This window comes from uncultured Brachyspira sp., from assembly GCF_944390595.1.
Taxonomy (GTDB): Bacteria; Spirochaetota; Brachyspiria; order Brachyspirales; family Brachyspiraceae; genus Brachyspira.
In genome coordinates this window covers 16,953-34,699 of sequence record NZ_CALXRN010000130.1, presented here as the reverse complement: position 1 = coordinate 34,699, position 17,747 = coordinate 16,953, and the positions used below count along the sequence as shown (strand labels likewise).

16 protein-coding genes are annotated in these 17,747 nt (G+C 26.5%); 11 read left to right on the top strand and 5 right to left on the bottom strand.

The genetic code is table 11. The features are described 5' to 3' along the window. Nucleotides 1-17: 17 nt before the first annotated feature. Both pheS and Q0J90_RS07700 read right to left on the bottom strand, forming a co-directional pair. Nucleotides 18-1,037: a phenylalanine--tRNA ligase subunit alpha gene (pheS, locus tag Q0J90_RS07705; RefSeq protein ID WP_297277353.1), complete on the bottom strand. Its 1,020-nt coding sequence runs from the start codon at nt 1,035-1,037 to the stop codon at nt 18-20. 88 nt (nt 1,038-1,125) lie between these two features. Further along, nucleotides 1,126-1,929 carry a DUF4037 domain-containing protein gene (locus Q0J90_RS07700; RefSeq protein ID WP_297277352.1) on the bottom strand — a complete coding sequence of 268 codons (804 nt, stop codon included), beginning with the start codon at nt 1,927-1,929 and terminating at the stop codon, nt 1,126-1,128. Nucleotides 1,930-2,245: 316 nt separating this feature from the next. On the opposite strand from Q0J90_RS07700, the gene Q0J90_RS07695 reads away from it, so the two are divergent. From Q0J90_RS07695 to Q0J90_RS07660, 8 genes are all read left to right on the top strand, one after another. Continuing rightward, the gene (locus tag Q0J90_RS07695; protein WP_297277351.1) at nt 2,246-2,821 is read left to right on the top strand and encodes a hypothetical protein; all 576 of its coding nucleotides are present in this window, start codon (nt 2,246-2,248) and stop codon (nt 2,819-2,821) included. Between the two features lie 204 nt (nt 2,822-3,025). Further along, complete coding sequence (locus Q0J90_RS07690) at nt 3,026-3,670, top strand: sigma factor (RefSeq protein ID WP_297277350.1); 645 nt, start codon at nt 3,026-3,028, stop codon at nt 3,668-3,670. A 441-nt stretch (nt 3,671-4,111) separates the two neighbouring features. Beyond that, the gene (locus Q0J90_RS07685) at nt 4,112-4,885 is read left to right on the top strand and encodes a GAF domain-containing protein (RefSeq protein ID WP_297277349.1); all 774 of its coding nucleotides are present in this window, start codon (nt 4,112-4,114) and stop codon (nt 4,883-4,885) included. Then, nucleotides 4,875-5,654 carry a S8 family serine peptidase gene (locus Q0J90_RS07680; RefSeq protein ID WP_297277348.1) on the top strand — a complete coding sequence of 260 codons (780 nt, stop codon included), beginning with the start codon at nt 4,875-4,877 and terminating at the stop codon, nt 5,652-5,654. Before Q0J90_RS07685 ends, Q0J90_RS07680 begins: the two co-directional genes overlap by 11 nt. A gap of 133 nt (nt 5,655-5,787) precedes the next feature. Next, nucleotides 5,788-7,692, top strand: a complete 1,905-nt coding sequence (locus Q0J90_RS07675; protein WP_297277347.1) for a ribonuclease J — start codon at nt 5,788-5,790, stop codon at nt 7,690-7,692. Then, nucleotides 7,587-8,678: a signal peptide peptidase SppA gene (sppA, locus tag Q0J90_RS07670; RefSeq protein ID WP_297277346.1), complete on the top strand. Its 1,092-nt coding sequence runs from the start codon at nt 7,587-7,589 to the stop codon at nt 8,676-8,678. The genes Q0J90_RS07675 and sppA overlap by 106 nt, the downstream gene beginning before the upstream one ends. Further along, nucleotides 8,678-9,244, top strand: a complete 567-nt coding sequence (locus Q0J90_RS07665) for a hypothetical protein (RefSeq protein ID WP_297277345.1) — start codon at nt 8,678-8,680, stop codon at nt 9,242-9,244. The genes sppA and Q0J90_RS07665 overlap by 1 nt, the downstream gene beginning before the upstream one ends. 2 nt (nt 9,245-9,246) lie before the next feature. Then, nucleotides 9,247-10,503, top strand: coding sequence for an LptF/LptG family permease (locus tag Q0J90_RS07660; RefSeq protein WP_297277344.1), 1,257 nt, complete (start codon nt 9,247-9,249; stop codon nt 10,501-10,503). 1 nt (nt 10,504) lies between these two features. On the opposite strand, the gene Q0J90_RS07655 is transcribed toward Q0J90_RS07660, so the two are convergent. The 3 genes from Q0J90_RS07655 to Q0J90_RS07645 all read right to left on the bottom strand — a co-directional run bounded on the left by Q0J90_RS07655 (nt 10,505) and on the right by Q0J90_RS07645 (nt 13,483). Continuing rightward, nucleotides 10,505-10,936, bottom strand: a complete 432-nt coding sequence (locus Q0J90_RS07655; protein WP_297277343.1) for a flavodoxin domain-containing protein — start codon at nt 10,934-10,936, stop codon at nt 10,505-10,507. A 115-nt stretch (nt 10,937-11,051) separates the two neighbouring features. Then, nucleotides 11,052-11,366, bottom strand: coding sequence for a hypothetical protein (locus tag Q0J90_RS07650; RefSeq protein WP_297277342.1), 315 nt, complete (start codon nt 11,364-11,366; stop codon nt 11,052-11,054). 53 nt (nt 11,367-11,419) lie between these two features. Beyond that, nucleotides 11,420-13,483: a tetratricopeptide repeat protein gene (locus Q0J90_RS07645; protein WP_297277341.1), complete on the bottom strand. Its 2,064-nt coding sequence runs from the start codon at nt 13,481-13,483 to the stop codon at nt 11,420-11,422. Nucleotides 13,484-13,641: 158 nt separating this feature from the next. Here Q0J90_RS07645 and trpB point away from each other — a divergent pair, with 158 nt between their 5' ends. The 3 genes from trpB (at nt 13,642) to Q0J90_RS07630 (ending at nt 17,558) form a co-directional block, all read left to right on the top strand. Continuing rightward, nucleotides 13,642-14,895, top strand: coding sequence for a tryptophan synthase subunit beta (trpB, locus tag Q0J90_RS07640; protein WP_297277340.1), 1,254 nt, complete (start codon nt 13,642-13,644; stop codon nt 14,893-14,895). Nucleotides 14,896-15,049: 154 nt separating this feature from the next. Beyond that, nucleotides 15,050-15,964, top strand: coding sequence for an ATP-binding protein (locus tag Q0J90_RS07635; protein ID WP_297277339.1), 915 nt, complete (start codon nt 15,050-15,052; stop codon nt 15,962-15,964). 310 nt (nt 15,965-16,274) lie between these two features. Further along, a complete protein-coding gene (locus Q0J90_RS07630) occupies nt 16,275-17,558 on the top strand; it encodes a hemolysin family protein (protein WP_028329429.1) in 1,284 nt (427 codons plus the stop codon). The last annotated feature ends 189 nt before the right edge of the window (nt 17,559-17,747 follow it).

Here is a 17,747-nt window from a genome sequence, read left to right as displayed (position 1 = left end):
AACTTATTTTAATATGATTACCACTGTTTCAAGAAATCTATATCATTCTCATAGAACATTCTAATATCAGTTATACCGTATTTTATCATAGCAACACGTTCTATACCCATACCGAAAGCAAAACCAGTATATTTATTAATATCATAACCTACATGTTTAAATACATTAGGATGAATCATACCTGCTCCCATAAGTTCAAGCCATCCCTCGCCTCCGCAAGTTTTACATCCGCTTCCTCCGCATATTACACATGTAGCACTTAAATCAGCACCTGGCTCTACAAATGGAAAATAATCCGGTCTTAATCTTATTTGAGTTTTATCCCCAAACATCTTTTTACAGAATAATTCTAATACACCTTTTAAATCATTAAAACTTATTCCGCTATCAACCATAAGTCCTTCAACTTGGTGGAATACTGGAGAATGTTTTGAATCTATGGCATCTCTTCTAGCACATTTACCAGGAGAAACTACAGCTATAGGAGGAGGAGTTTCAAGCATAGTCCTTATCTGCATACCTGATGTATGAGTTCTAAGTACATGCTCCTTAGAAATAAAGAAAGAATCATGGCTGTCTCTTGAAGGATGATAATAAGGTATATTTAAAGCTTCAAAATTATGAAAATCATCCTCTATTTCATTACCCTCTACAACTCTAAAACCTATTTCTGTTAAAATAGATACTATTTCTTCTTCCACACTTGTTAATAAATTAACACTGGCTGCCTTTGGTCTCCTTCCAGGCATAGTTATGTCTATTTTGTTTTTTTCTAAAGAAACTAGAAATTCTCTTTCTAATATTATATTTTTCTTTTCAGCTAAAAAATTTTCACAATAGTTTTTTATCTCATTAATTTTTTTACCAAATTCTTTTTTCTGCTCTAAATCTTCTATAGATGAAAGATTTTTCAAAAGCTCTGTAATTTTACCTTTACGTCCTAAGTAATTAACCCTTATATCATCTATATCTGATTGGGTATTAGCATTTTCTATGCTATTCTTTAATGTATTATGAAGTTCCTCTAGATTCTCCATTAATTATTCCTATTGTTAAAATTAACTTTTATATTATAATACATCATAAAATTATTTTCAAGATAATTATTAATCAATATTATATAGCTTATAATTTACAAATTTTTGCGATATTTTCAATAAGAATTTTTGCTTTTTCTAAAATATTTTTACTATCTTTATTATAATCATTAAATAGTATACTTTTTATATTTTCTTCAAAATTATCCGGTATATTATCGCATAATTTTAATACATATTCTACAAGCTTCTTCTCTCCGGGATGAAATTCCTTATTTAATGCAAATAAAATATCAAAATATGATGATAATATAGCAGTAATTCTATGATTAATACTTATAATATCATTACGCATAACAGCTTTTTCTAATTGTTCATAAAAAGATGATGTTTTTTTAGCATACATAACATTATAATTTTTATTTATTATATTCTCTTTTAATCTATCAGGATATTCTTTATTTAATTCTTCCTGAAAAGACTGAAAGCATCTATTCTTATCATAAAGTATTTTAGAATGCTTAATATTGTATAAAAAAGCAGTAGTATATCCTATTTTAGAATTAAAATTTCTCCATACATAATTAAGTTCTCCTTCTATCCAAGATAAATCCCTATACATAAAATCCAAACATATACCATTTTCTTTTAATATTAATTCATCTCCATGCTCAAAATAATCATTTCCTATATCATAACAAGATGAATATTTTTCAGCAATTTTATTTCTGGTATTTATATCAACTCTATTTTTAGAATAAACATATATATCATAATCAGACATATTATCATTAATCAAACTTGTTTTAGAACCGGATAAAACTACGGCATCAATATCATTATTTTTTAATGCCTCTTTTATATACTCATCAATAATATAATCTATATTCATAAACAATACCTTTTTTATTACAATTTTATTATACTATAAATAAAATTAAAATTAGATATTTAATATTTTTTTATTTCTATTTTCTATTATAATGCATATATACATAAAACTAATATAATCTTATTTATTTTGTTAATTTATAAGTTAATTAATAAAATAAACTAAAGCGAATAATATTGAAAAAGAATAAAAAATAATATATAAACGAAGAAAATAAGTTTTTTAAATATTTTTTTCAATAAAAGTATATTTTTTTATAATAAAAAAACAAATAACAATAATAAATTTACGTATATTATATTAAATAGAAGGTACTATGGAAGACAATAAAAAGACTATAGAGGAAATAATGAAATATTTTAGCAATATTTTCAAACAAAAACATACAGACAAGAATAATTTAACTATGTTCGATAAAATCATAATAGATTCTTCTAATAATGATAAATCCAATGACTTTATTGCGGATAATAAATTTTCTATCATAAAAGATATAACTTATAATTATCTAAAAAAACATCTAAAAATAAACGATATAATATGCTTTTCCATACCTACTAATAATTTTGTATTACATGAAAGAGTTGAAGAAGATGAACATTTTGAAGAAAATAGTAAAGTTGTAGGTTTCAGTAAAAATTTCTCTATTAAATTAAATTACATAGATTCTGATCTGCCTGTATATTTAACTTTTGATAATCCAAATTTATATGTTACAGGAAATATAGAATGTATGGAAAATATTACTTCAGATTTATTTATGGTTAATTTAACAAACAAAGAAAAATTAAAATTGTGCACATTTAATGGTATTTTTTGTTCGAATTTAAAGATTGAAGATTTTTTTTATGAAAAAGATTGGATTTTTCTGCTAAAAAAATCTGATTTTTAAAAAAAGAATTATGTATTTATAAGGGTTATTTTATGAATCATCCAATCACCATATATGTCTTAAATTTATATAAAAATATAAACATATCAGGAAGCTTTATTCTTAATTATAGACTTCTTGATAAAATAAGAGATTTATTTCTTATTAAAAAGAAAAAATTAAACTCATTTATAAAATATAAAAATAGGTAAAAGTTATTAAATTATGTGGAAAATATTAGATTTAATTGATTCTATAGATAGAAATCACCAATCATACATATATAAAATATATTCTAAAGTAGGAAATTTTGAAGACGCTAATGATATAATGCAGGATATATATATGGAGCTATTGAATAAAATAGAAAATGGCTTTGATAAAAATGGATATGATCAGTTAGATGGATATATATTTATAATGATAAATTCAAGAGTCACAGATTTTTTTAGAAAGAAAAATAATAAAGTAAATACAAAATATGAATCAAAAGAATTTATAGATGAATTATTTGATATACCAATTACTGATAATGATATAAATGACTTGTATAAAGAATATAAAGAAGGACTATTCTTATTTATTGATGCAATTGTAAAACAAAGTATGAATATTGTATGTGAAAAATGTAATATGTGTAATCAAAGACTATCAAATATAATAAAAGTAAAAAATAAAAACGGAGAAGATATAGAAGATAGCTTCCCAATATATAAAGAATATGTTTTTTCTTTTTTGAATAAAGAAATAAAAATAAAAGATATAAAAACAAAACATAATATATCAGATCATACTTTAGAAAAAATAAGATCCGTTTATAACAATAAAATAAAAGACTGCATAACCAAATTAAGTAATAAAATCATATAGTTTCCTATTATATTTATTAATATTTTTGGGGTATCAATGACAAATAAATAAATCATATATAATTATAAGATATATACATTTAGACGAAAATAATAAATCGTATAAATAGTTTTGTAATCTCTTGAAACTTAGAAAAAGTTTTTATAGATGGGAAAAACTGCCTACAATCTCTGACTTAGAAAATACTCAATACATTCCAAATATTCAGTATTAAAACAACAAATAAATAGCTGAAAATATTTTAATATAAACGCAAACCTAACTACAAATATGATATTGCAAGAACAAATTATTATGACTAAATACATCTAAATTGATATTTACATTCAAATACATAAACTTTATAGTTTTAATTTTAATAATGATAATATATATTATATATAAAAATAAATCATAGTATAATATTAATTTATATTTTTAATAATAAAGGTATAATAAAAAATGGAAAAGTCAGATTTTTTTTCTTTGATTAAGCAAATAGATTTTGCACTTTTGCTTACTTCTTCAAAACAAGAGGAGGAATGTTTTAATAAAATAATAGAGACCGCTGTTTCTATCACAGATTCAAAGGCAGGACATTTATTGCTGCTTGATAAAAGCAGAGAATATTTAGAATTAAAAGCATATAAAACTTTTAATAATGAAAAAGTAAATAGCTTTAAAGTACCTATAGGAAAAGGTATCACAGGAAACGTATTTATATCTGGACAGGCTTTAAATATTGCCGATGTATCTAAAAATAAAGAAATGTACAAATCTGTAAGTGCTGCTTTGCATGACACAGAAGATACTGTTAATATACAAATAGACGATATAGCAATAGTTCCAATAAAAATAAAAGATGATGTTATCGGCGTTTTAGAAGTTATAAATAAAAAAGATGATACTCATTTTTCACAGCTTGATATGCATCATTTATATTCTTTTGCAAAAATAGCTTCTATTGTAATTGAAGATAGTTATACAGATAGAAACATTAGAGAAATTTTTGTTTCTGCCATAAAAAATATATCAGATGAACAAAAAGAAGAAATAAAACAAGATCTATCATCATATACAAATAACCCATTATTAAAGGAAAATTTAAAAATATCTGAAATATTAAATAAGATAGGTGATATAGATGAGAGAGTTAAATTTCTGCAAACTATTTTTAAGCAATTATCTATCTCATTTAGAAAAAAAACTATCAAGGAAATAATTTATGAGTTCTAATATTTTTAATATAGATAAAGAAGATATGCTGAAAGATTTGACAGGCAAGGGAGTAAAGATTGGAATAATAGACAGCGGTATAGAAGCATCTCATGACGTATTTAAAGGAAGCGATGCTGTAAAAGGAGGAGTTGTTATAGAATATGAAAACGATGAAGTTGTATTAAAAGATTATAAAGGTTTTGATCAATACGGACATGGTACAGCTTGTGCAGGCATAATACATTCTATTGCAAAAGATGCAGAACTTTACAGTATACAGGTTTTGGGCAATAAATTATCAGGACAAGTTGACGTATTTTTAAAAGGATTGGAATGGGCTATAGAAAACAAAATGGATATAATAAATTTGAGTTTAGGAACTACCAATAAAACATATATAAGTAATTTCTATACTTTATTAGACAGAGCATACTATGAAAACAGAACATTAATAGCTGCTGCCAATAATGACCCTATACCAAGCATACCTTCTATATTATCTCCTGTAATAGCAGTAGAAGCAATAGAAAGCGATGATCAATATGAATTTTATTATAGATACAGCAACTGTATAGAATTTTTAGCCAGAGGAATATATATAAAAGTACCTTGGATTAATAATTCATATATGATGATGATAGGAAATAGCTTTGCTGCTCCTCATATATCAGGAATAGTTGCTTTACTAAAAGAAAAAAATAAAAATCTAACACCTTTTGAAATAAAAAGTATATTGAAAAATATAAGCAGTCAAAAAGAAGAAAATAATAATCAAATAAATGGATAAGTAATCTGATTACCTTTTTAAAACCATATATAGTAATATAGATATAAATTATAACTTGACTTAATACTTTTTTATAGTTAAAATAAAATGATATTAATGTAATTTTTGTTTTAGAATAATAAAGTAGTATTTAATGGATAATAGTAATAAAGATAAAATAAGAATCATACCTCTTGGCGGAGTTCAGGAAATTGGTATGAATATGACTCTAATAGAATATGGAAATGAAGTATTAATAGTTGATTGCGGTTTTATGTTTCCAAGATATCACATGCTTGGAATAGATTATGTGATACCGGATACTTCATATTTAGAAGATAAAAATGTTATAGGATTAATTCTTACTCATGGACATGAGGATCATATTGGAGCTATACCTCATTTTTCAAGAAAATTTCCAGATATTCCAATATATGGTACTAGATTAACTATAGCATTTTTAAGAGCTAAATTTAACGATTATAAAAATGAATATAAAGATATCAAAATATTTGAAATTGAGCCTAGAAATAAAATACAATTAGGAATGAATTTTGATATAGAGTTTATAAGAGTAAATCACAGTATACCTGATGGTGTAGGCGTAGCAATCACAACACCTCTTGGCGTAATAATACATACAGGAGATTTCAAAATAGATTTAAACCCTACTACTGACAGATTCATAGATTTATATAAATTTGCTGAATATGGGGAAAACGGTGTGCTTTTAATGCTTGCCGATTCAACAAACTGTCAAAAAGATGGTTTTTCTATGAGCGAAAGTGTTGTTCAAAATACAATGACGCCGTTATTTGCTTATGAAGACGGAATGATTATTGTTGCAGTATTTGCAAGCAGTATAGAAAGAATACAGGATTTAGTAACAGCAGCAAAAGTAAATAATAAATATGTTGCATTTTCCGGCAGAAGCTTAATCAAATATACAAAAATAGCTGAAGAAATGGGATATTTAAACCTTTATGATATAGTAATACCAATAGATAAAATAAATAGATATCCTAGAGAAAAAGTAGTATGCATTACCACAGGAACACAGGGAGAACCTTATTCTTCATTATCGTTGATAGCAGCAGAAGCTCATAAGCATATAAAAGTAGAAGACGGAGATATGGTTATATTTTCATCAAGTGTAATACCTGGCAATGAAATGGCTGTTACAAGAATGATTAATAATTTATTTGACCTTGGGGCAAAAATGGTTGGAGAAGATAAAAAACTTCTTCATGTATCCGGGCATGCTTCAAGCGAAGATTTAAAATTAATGTACAGATTAGTAAAACCTAAATATTTCATACCTATTCATGGAGAAAAGAGACATTTAATAACTCATATAAAGCTTGTTGAAAACTTAAACGGACTTGATACTAAAGGATTTTTATTATATAACGGAGATGTACTGGAAATAGATGAAACCCTTGAAGCGAAATTAGCTGAACCTATAGAAATAAGAAATATATATGTTGATGGCAAGGGTGTAGGAGATTTGGAAGAAAGCATATTCCATGACAGAGAGCAATTGTCTTTAAATGGTGTTGTTGTAGCTAATGTTGTAGCAAAGAAAAATAAAACAGGACATTATGATATAAAAATAGATTTAGAAAGCAAAGGCTTCACATATAACGGAGGAGAAAAAGAAGGATTAATAAATAAAAATGAACAGCTTATAGAAGAAGGCACAAAATCTGCTACAGAAGCTGTAAGAAAACTTCTTGATAGAAATAAAAGAACTCCGTCTACAATCAAATATGAAGTAAGAGAAGCTTTAAGAAAGAAGTTTATTCAAATTATAGGAAGAGAACCTGTAATATTCGTATGTTTATATATAGATAATGTTTATGTAGAAACAATAGAAAGCGATAATCAAGAAAATAAAAAAACAGAAGCACTGGATAATATAAATAATTTAACTATAATGGAGGAAAAAAATCAATGTCATACGAAGAAGAAAAAGAAAACTATAAAGAAGAAAGCAGTGAAGAAAATATCATCAGTAAAGAGAGTAAAACAAAAAAAGAAAAAAGTAAAAGAGAGTTAATATTTTTTGCACTTATAATTATTTCAATAATTACCGGAATGCTCAGTATATTTTTAAAGCCTGAAAATAAATCAGTAATAATATCTTCCAGTACACTGCCTAATAAAACATCATTAAAAGACGGTATAGCTGTAATTGATTTAACAGGCATAATAACTCATGTAAAAAGAAAAACAAATCTTGGCATAGAATTTCCATCTGTAACAGAAGAATTAATGGATGATTTCGACTACTATATGAAAAACGATAAAGTAAAAGCTATAGTTCTTCAAGTAGACAGTCCAGGAGGTTCATTAACTTCATGCGAAGAGGCATTGAAATATTTGCAGAATCTAAAAGAAAAATATCCTAAACCAATAGTTGCATCATTTAGAAGCATGGCAGCAAGCGGAGGATATTATATATCAATGATAGCTGATAAAATCTACGCTAATGAATCTACTTTAACAGGAAGCATAGGGGTAATATCCCAATTCTTCAATGTTTCCGGACTAATGGATAAATACGGCGTTAAAATGTACACTATAAAAAGCGGAAGAAATAAAGATTCTCTTTCCCCTTTCAGAGAGCCTAGAGAGGATGAATTGGAATATTGGCAGGGCATGACAGAAGAATTTGTTGCTCAATTTACCAATGTTGTTGAACAATCAAGAGGAGATAAAATAAAAGGAGACAGAGATAATATATTTGACGGAAGAGTATTCAGCGGTAAAAGAGCATTAGAAATAGGACTTATAGATTCAATAGGTACATTACAGGATGCTATAAAAGATGCTGCCGAAATTGGCGGTATAGAAGATGAAGAACCTTATATAATAAAAAAGCCGGAAACAAAAAACAATGTATTAAATTTATTTCTTGCTAATGTTTCTGATATAGTAAAACCTAAATCTTCATTGCCTATACCTTATGAAGAAATAATGAATACTAAATATATAGGTGTGCCTATGTATATTTATATTCCAAATTATATTGGAGAAAATTAATGAAAATATATGAAGCTATATATTATTACTTATTAAAACCTAAAGAAGCTATAAAAAAATCTATTAATTTTGAATATTCAATATTAATATATTTATTAGCTTCTCTAAGCATATCAATATCTGCAATATATTCAATTAATAATAGATCCAATATACTAAATCTATTTATATTTACTTTTGGTATAGCAGCATATATAGCAATATCAAATATAGTAAAAATATCTATTATTAACTTAACAGTATCAGTATTTTTTAAGAATGCTGACAGCAATAATACTAAAACATTCATAAATAACTGTTTTGGTTTATACGGTATATTTATATTTATATTGCCTATAACTTTATTATGCGGAAGGTTTTCTTCTCTTTACTTTATACAGTTTATAATGTTTTTTATATTAGGATTATATTATATTATTATGATGTTTAATAATATTAAATATTCATTTAATATAGAAAGTTCATTTAAAGCATTGTTGGTTTTAATTACTCCTATAGTATGTGATTATTTAATTTATATATCATTGGCAATATTATTATTTGGAACTATTATTAGCTATATATAAACATGAAAAAAATTAATAAATACGTAATTAAAGAAACTATAGGTCCTTTCTTAGCTGGGATATTATTTTTTACATTCATATTTGTAATACAATTACTGCCTGAATTGATAAGGCTTATTATGAATAATGGAGCTCCTTTATTTATGTCATTGGAAGTATTTGTATACATGCTTCCATTTAATATAGCTATAACTATACCTATGTCAATACTAATGGCAAGCATAATAAGTTATGGTAGACTATCCTCAGATAATGAAATAATAGTAATGCGTGCTTTAGGTTTCCCGCATATGAGAATATATGTACCTATAATAATACTTGGAGTTATAACATTTCTTTTCTCATTATTTTTTAACAATGTTGTTATGAGTGAATCTAATTATAGATATAGGGCATTAATATCATATATGGTTAATATAAGTCCTTCTATTGCTGTAGGTAAATTAGAATTTTCAAAGATAAGCGATATGAATCTGTCAATAGGTGCTAAATATGCCGATGATAAAAGTATATCAAATGTAGTTATATATGACGGATCAAGTGATAATAAAAGGGTTATAACTGCTAAATATGGATTGTGGAAAAATAATGAAGCCAATTCAAGAGTTGTTACTTTAACATTATATGACGGTATAGTGCAGGAAATGCCTAATTATGGTTTTGTAACAAATGATTATACAGTATTTGATTCTATGGATATTAATATTGTAAGAAATGTAAGCACATTAACTTCTCATGAAAGAGGACTAAGAGAAATGCCTTCATGGGAAATACGTTCTAAAATGAAAAAAGCAAAAATCGAAGCTAATAAATCCGTGGATCAGCAAATAAACGGAATTATTAACAATGCATATCAAAATATTGACACTAACAGTATGTCTTTAATAACATTCTCTAATGCTTATATAACCACAAATAAAACAGAAATAAATTCTATACGTCAAAAAGCTATAGAAGAGGCTGTTCCATATTTTTATTATATAGAATTTCATAAATTCTTATCAATACCAGCAGCATGTCTTTTTATGGTTATAATAGGAGCACCTTTAGGTATTGTAGGTAAAAGAAGCGGAAAAGGATTTGGATTCGGATTATCAGTTATAGTAGTAGTTATATATTATATACTTATAACAGCAGCAGAAATAATAGCTGGAGGAAAGACTATACCTCCTGTTATAGCAATGTGGTTCCCGAATATAGTACTGGCTGCTATGGGGGCATTTCTTATGATTAAATCATTCTTCAGCAGAGGAAAATAAATTAAGATTTAGCTAAATCCACGCCTACTTTTTTAAGCTCATTTAATATATCATCTGTTGGTTTTTCTTTAGCTATAATAGGATCTCTAAACAATGTAATACCATTGTTTACTGCATCTTCTTGCCAATCTCTCATCCATTTTCCGTCACCCCATCCGTAAGAACCGAATATAAATACTTTTTTATCTTTCAAATATGGTTTAACATTTTCATACATAGGCAGAAATTCCGTATCTTCCAAAATTTCTGCTCCCATAGCAGGACATCCTAAAGCTATGCATTCATAATTTTTAACTGCATCAATATCAAAATTATAAGCCTTAAAAGTTTCAACCTCTGCCCCATTAGACTCAGCACCTTCTTTTATAGCTTTACCCATTAATCTAGTATTACCGGTTTTACTCCATACAACTAAAGCAATTTTCTTTGACATAAAATTATAAATCCAAAATATTAATTTCTTACAATATATGATGAAAACTATTGGCAACTACAATTTAATAAATAAAATGCAACATGCCAATAATTTTCTATTATAGAACTTACTATTAATTTACAGCATTTGATATTTCTTCTTTAGCCTTATCAACGCCTTCTTCTATAGCTTTAGAAGCATCCTGCATTCCTCCTTCAACAGCCTTAGAAGCATCCTGAATTCCATCTTCAACAGCTTTAGAAGCATCATCTAAAACATCTCCTGTAGTATCTCCTGCTTTTTCTACAGCATCCTGTGCTGCTTTAGAAGCATCGTCTATTGTTTCATTAACCTTATCAGTTAATTTATCAATAGCTTTTTTATCCTTTTCGCATGAAACAGCAAATATTGATAAAATTAAGCATAAAACAAAAATAATTTTTTTCATAATACATATCCTATATATTTTTTTGCAAAATTATAATTATTAATAAGTATTTGTCAAGATATAGGAGAAGTTGAAATATACACATTTATCTTATATTTATTTTTAATATTTTTTGAATTATATATGCTTGTTGCTTTGGCAAGTCTGTCATTAAACTTTTCAACTAAGAAATCTGCATCTTTTACTTTAGGAGCAAGTATTACTTCTTTTAATGCTTTATTATCAAATATATAAAGATAATTCTTATATGAACGCTTCATTTCATTATCAATATGAAGAGGATTGCTTCCGTATTCAACTAACTGTATAATACGCATTTCCTGCTCCTCTATAAAAGAAGAATCCTTTATTAAATATTGTATATTCATAAGCAGCTGATAAGATAATGATATTTCTTCTGCATTAAAAGTTTTGATAGTATTAAATATTGAACAAAATACATATCCTATATTATTTTTTAATTTATCATAAAATTTATCCCCATGATTCCAAACACTATAATTTTTATTTAAATCAATAATTAAATTATCATAATCGGACTCGCATGGATTAAAAACTATTTCATTTCTTTTGAAATTATAATATAAAACAAAATATAAAGGCAATGTTTGCTCATCATAAAGCTCAATATTTGAATAATTATTTTTATCATAAGAAAATGAAAAAAGTATTCCGGATCCTCTGTTATTAAAAGAAGTGTCAAAAAAAGATTTATCAAAAACTAAACAGCATCCTGTTCCTTCTTTATTATCGTATTTACCATACAGCCTGTACATAGTCAGAGAGTCTTTGCATCTGCTGAATGATGTCTGCAATGCTATAAAGTTATTAATATTTGCATATTTAGAATTTACGTTATTATTTCTAAGCAATTGCATTAATATTTTACCCTCTTTAGGATCATTGGCATTTTTTACACTAGTCATTCTTAATTTATTTTTTTTAAGACTTATATTATTATCATCTTGATAAAACTCTTTTATATTATCATATCTTCTATCAAATGCCATTTCATTAAATACTTCTATACTTGTATAATGAGATATTTCATTAATTTTATCATAATCCTTCACAGATATTAAATATAAAAATATATACTGAAGTATCCACAATTTTTTTAATTTTATTCTATCCTTATTTTCAATATCTCTTACTATAAAATTAAAATATTCCTCTTTCTCTTCAACCCAAAAACTATCTTCTCCAAGTATTATGTTAATAAGTTTTTCTATTGGTATATATTCTATAAATCTTGATATTATATAAAATATATTAACAGAACTTGATTCCTTAATATTTAAAAGTAAAGTTAAAGCATAATCATATTGAGATAAATTTATTAATGCATCAGATTTTAAAAAGTATATTCTATCATATATAGTATCATCTTCTATTATGCCCATTTCCATATATTCTATATGTTCTTTATTTTTAATAATGGTATCACCTTTAGAATTTTTATTATTCAATATTGATAATGCTTTATCAAGATATTTTATAGCCTCCTGATATTTTCCAATATTTACAAGCAATCCGGCCTTATTTAAATAAATTACTTCTAATGATTTATTTATACTAATTGCTTTATCATAAATATTAAATGCCTCATCTATTCTTCCAAGTCTCTCTAAAATAATAGCAACATTCAAATATGCATAATCATATCCTAATTCTGCCGCTTTATTAAAAGAATATAATGCATCTTCATATCTCTCAAGTTTGGAATATATTATACCTATATTAAAATAAGATATCTCAGATCTTTCATTGATTTCTATTGCAGCATTAAATGCTTCTAATGCCGCATCAAATACCATTAACTTTGCCAATATAATGCCTTTATTAATAAAAGCTTTTTCATATATTGGATTAATATTTATAGCCTTATTATAATATTCTACAGACTCTTCATATCTATTTAGATAATATAAAGTTAAAGCCTTTTTATAACATACACGGGCAAAATATCTATCTCTATAATTACTGTCTAATACTTTATCATAATTCTCAAAATAATTAATTATTTTAGAGTATATTCTTAAAGCAGATGAATATTTCTCTAAATTAAAATAAAACCTAGCTTGAACAAACATACTGTCTATTCTATCTTTTATCATTAATTATCACTCCGATATATGCTGATTTTATTATAAACTATTTTTTAATAATGAAAATAAAAAACTTAAAAATATTGTTGACAAATTATAATTATATGGTAATATTACTATATAAAGTAATGCTACTAACAAAAATAACTTTAATGAGGATTAATAAAATGAAAAATAGCGATAAGGGTTTTTTTGGTAAATTCGGGGGAAGATTTGTACCTGCAGAATTAGAAAAATTATTAATTGAATTAGAAAACGCATTTTTACACTATATCAATGATAAAGAATTTTTAGAAGAACTTGCAGAACTAAGAGCCGATTTTATAGGAAGACCTACACCTTTAATGTATGCAAAAAATTTATCTGAAAAAATAGGCGGGGCAAAAATCTATGTGAAGCTGGAAGGGCTTGCACATACAGGGGCACACAAAATCAATAATTCTATAGGACAGGCATTACTCGCTAAAAAAATGGGTAAGAAAAAGATTATAGCAGAAACAGGGGCAGGACAGCATGGGCTTGCCACCGCTGCAGCATGTGCTAAATTAGGAATGGAATGCTCAATTTATATGGGTGAAATTGACGTAAAAAGACAGCAGCCTAATGTAGCATCTATGGAATTATATGGGGCAAATGTAATATCGGTTACAAGAGGAGGAAGAGGCCTTAAAGATGCTGTTGATGTAGCTTTAGAAGATTGGGTTAAAGATTTGAAAGATACGCATTATCTTCTTGGAAGTGCTGTAGGACCTAGTCCGTATCCGGATATTGTAAGAACTTTCCAATCTGTAATAGGAAGGGAATTAGAAAAGCAAATACAGGAAAAGAATTTGAATGTTAAAGCTATGATAGCATGCGTAGGAGGAGGTTCTAATGCTATAGGTTTCTTTGAACCTTTTATTGAAAAAGAAAGTCCTAAATTAATAGCAGTAGAAGCCGGCGGAATAAGCATGAATTTAGGAGAAAATGCTATTAGAATGCAAAATCCTTATGCTAAAGATGTTGCTGCTCAGGGTTATATGAGTAAATTCATTTTAAAAGAAAATGGAGAGATATCTGAAACTATGTCTATATCTGCAGGACTGGATTATCCTGGAGTTGGACCTCAGCTTGCATATTTAGGAGAATCAGGAAGGATAGAGTTTACTTATGCTACTGATAAAGAAGCAATTAATGCTGTAAAAGAATTTGCAAGGAATGAAGGAGTTATATTTGCTTTAGAAAGTGCTCATGCTGGCGCTAAAGCTATTGAATATGCAAAAAATTATAGTAAGGATGATGTTATAATAGTTAATATGTCCGGAAGAGGTGATAAGGATATATTCATAACCTCCCCTATTTTCAGACCGGATAAATGGAAAGAGTTTTTAAAAGATGAATTGGAGAGATTAGAGAAAAACATAGACATACATAAATTTTAGCCTCCAATATATAATATAAGATTAAGACTTTCGATTATTTAATTGAAAGTCTTTTTCTTTTTTATATAAATTAAATGTCAAAAATAAAATAATTTTAATTTTTTATATTGATATATACCAAAAATAATATAAATTAAGACTAAGGAGTTTAATTATGAATAAAATTATCGCATTATTATTTTCTATTCTTATTATTTCATGTTCAAATAATAATACAGAAGAAGTTTCTGAATATAATGCCAATAAAAAGGAAGCTGTAACAATAAATGCTGAAGGTACATCTGCTCCTGAAAGCATTAGACTAAGAAACGGCAAATTATATATTTCAAATATTGGAGAAGCTGATAAAACAAGAGACGGATTTTTCTTATGTGTTAATGAAGATGGTTCTAATCCTATAAAACTTTTTGAAGGAGAATTGGATGCTCCTAGAGGATTTTATTTTATAACAGATGATATTATTGCAATCGCCGATCAGGACGGAGATAACGGATTGCCTGGAAATATAGTTCTTGCAAATGTTAAAGATAATACAATAATAACAAGATTCACTATAGAAGATGCTAAATTATTAAATGATATAGCAGCAATAGATAATGAAACCATAGCAGTTACAGATACAGGAAGCAGCAAAGTATATATAATAAAAATAGAAAATAATTCATCACTTTCTATTATAAACACTGTAGATAATGTTTATGGTGCTAACGGCATAGCATTTGACAATGGTATTCTGTATGTTGTATCGAATGGATTTATGGGAGCAGAAAATACCGGATATATATATACTTTTAATGCAGACGGAAGCGGTTTAGATAAATGGGTTGATTTTATAATAGGTGCAGGCGGATTAGACGGTGCAGCTGTATATAATAATAAACTATATGTTTCAGATTGGGGAGAAGGCGGAACTAATGCATCAATATATTCATTTGATTTAAATACAAAAGAACAATTAGAAAAAATAGAAGGTTCATTAAGAGGTGCTGCTGATATAGATGTAACTAATGATACTATATATATACCGGAACTTCCTACAGGATTAATAAAAAAGATCACTATTAATTAAACATATTTTACTATTAATCTAAATTGTAAAAAATATTTATATTATATCTTGTAATTTTTAAATATTTGTATTATATTATAACTATATACACAAACATTAATAGGATTTAAATAAATATCTTATGCAGCGGTTTAATTATTTAAAACTCCTAGTTTTTATTAGGAGATAATACTTTCGATACTTGTCATTTTTATATAAAGATACATCTAAAAAAATATACATCTCTATTTTATTATATAAGAAAACATAAAATACAATCATTAATAAGAAGCATTTTAAATAAAATTTTTATATATAAGGATAAAATATAATGGATATAATAATAATAATAGTGTTAATACTTTTAAACGGCATATTTGCCATGTCCGAAATAGCAGTAATTTCAGCAAGAAAAACATCATTAATGAAAGACAGTAAAGAAGGAAATAAAGGAGCAGATGCAGCATTATCTCTTGCAAATGACCCTGATAAATTTCTATCCACAATACAAATAGGAATAACTCTTATAGGTATATTAACAGGTATATATTCAGGAGATACTGTAGCAAAAGAACTTTCAAATATACTTACAAAAATTCATATACCGCAAACGTATGCACCTATAATAGCACAAGTAATAGTAGTAGCATTAGTAACATATTTAACTTTAATATTCGGAGAACTTGTACCTAAAAGAATAGGAATGGTTATGCCTGAAAAAATAGCAAAAGTTGTTGCAAGTCCAATGACTATACTTTCAAAAATAGGCGGTCCGTTTGTTTGGATATTATCAAAAAGTGCATCTATAGTTTCAAGAGTTTTAGGAATAAAAGATGATAAAAGCCCTGTAACAGAAGAAGAAATAAAATCAATGATAGAAGAAGGAAGACAAGGCGGAGAAGTAAAAGATATAGAACAGGATATTATAGAAAGAGCATTCTTTTTGGGAGACAGAAAAATTGAATCAATAATGACTCATAGAAGCGATATAGTATTCTTAGATATTAATATGAGCAATGATGAAATTAAAAAAATTGTATCCAAGCATTCATTCTCAGCTTATCCCGTTGTAGATAATAATTTGGACAATATTATAGGAGTTGTTAGAGTAACAGATATATTTGACAAATTAAATACAGCAAAGGCAAAAATAGAAAAATTTGTTAAAAAAGCTAATTATTTCCATAACAATATGGAAGTATATTTAGTGCTTGAAGAGATGAAAAAGAATAAAACTAAAATAGGTCTTATATCGGATGAGTTTGGAAATATAGACGGTATGGTAACTCAAAGCGACATATTCTCAGCATTAGTTGGTTCTGTATCAGAAGGTAAAGAAAGCAAAGATATAAAGAAAAGAAAAAACGGAGGATGGTTTGTAGACGGACAATGTCCTATATACGATTTCTTAGAATATTTTGAAATAGAAGATGAAAATGCATCCAATACATATAATACAATAAGCGGATTAATACTTGAACTTATGCAGCATGTTCCATCAGAAGGTGAATCTATTGAATGGAAAAATTTAAATTTAGAAATTGTTGATATGGACGGTGCTAGAATAGATAAAGTAATAGTAAATAAAATAGAAACAAATGAAAATAATCTATAATTTCAATCATATAAAATATGATTGACAAATATAACTTTTATATATATACTAAATTGAATATCATAAAGAGGTAATTCATATGTTATATAAATCGCATCGCATCGCATCGCATCGCATCGCATCGCATCGCATCGCATCGCATCGCAAATTTAAATAACATTATCGCTAAATACAATTATTATATTAACC